Genomic DNA, 1067 nt, shown 5'->3' with positions numbered 1-1067 from the left:
TCGACTGCCAGCCGAACAGCGCCGCGTCGTAGACCTTGGTGTTGCTCAGCAGCGAGCCCCAGTCCTTGTTCGCACCGTCGATCACCTGGAAGCCGGCCTGCTGGGCGGATTGCTGGATCAGCTTGAACTCGTTCGCCCGCCGGACGTTGCCCTGCGCGTACATCAGCCGCACCTTCGGCGAGGTGACGCCGGCCTTGGCCAGCAGCGCCTTCGCACCGTCGATATCGACGTTCGCCCAGTCCTTGCTGCCGTTCGCCGCGATGGTCGCGTCGTACGCCGGCGCACCGGGAACCACGTTGTAGGAGTCCCTCGTTGCGGCGTTCGGGTTCAGCGGCTTGATCAGCCGATCGACGATGTCCTGCCGCGGGATGGTCTTCAGGAAGGCCAGCCGCACGTCCAGCGCCTTGTCCTTGTCGCCGCCGTAGGCCTTGGGATCGAACGGCCCACCGTTGTTCTGCGCCAGGTCGATGTGCTCGTAGGTGGCACCGTCACCGGTGAGCACCTTGACACCCTGACCCTCGAGAGCCTTCGCCGCGTTCAGCACGTCCGAGGTCGCCTGCGGGTTGGCCACGTCGACCTCGCCGTTCTGCAGCGCCTGCATGTTCGCCATCGCATCCGGGTAGAAGCGCAGCGTGATGGTGTCGACCGACGGGATCGGACCCCAGGTGTAGTCGGGGTTGCGCTGGAAGGTCATGTACTGATCCTTCTTGTAGTCCTTCAGCACGTAGGCGCCGTTGGACACGTAGAGCGAAGGATCGCTGGGCAACTCGGTCGCATCGAAGCCGGTGTTCCAGAAGTCGGCGATCTTCTTGACGTTCGCCACCACCGTCTTGTCGACCGCGGACGCGTCATTGACGGTGTTGCCGTCCTTGTCCTTGGTCTCCTTGCGGTTCTCGTGGAAGGTCTTCAGCTCGGTGACCATGTCCGCTGTGGCCTTGGTGGGGTCGGTCTCGCCGAGCGCGTTCTTCGCCACCACGTGCGCCGGCACGCCGACGTTCAGCTGGAACGGGTAGTCGACGAAGAACTCGGAGTACTTGATCGTCAGCGACTGGTTGTCGTCGGAGATC

1 protein-coding gene is annotated in these 1067 nt (G+C 64.1%); it reads right to left on the bottom strand.

The features are described 5' to 3' along the window. Window positions 1-1067 (bottom strand): ABC transporter substrate-binding protein (locus K340_RS0120960; protein WP_029138134.1); only part of this gene is annotated, 1067 nt, incomplete at both ends.

This window comes from Nakamurella lactea DSM 19367 (assembly GCF_000426645.1).
Lineage (GTDB): Bacteria > Actinomycetota > Actinomycetes > Mycobacteriales > Nakamurellaceae > Nakamurella > Nakamurella lactea.
This window is presented reverse-complemented; position numbering and strand designations above follow the sequence as displayed.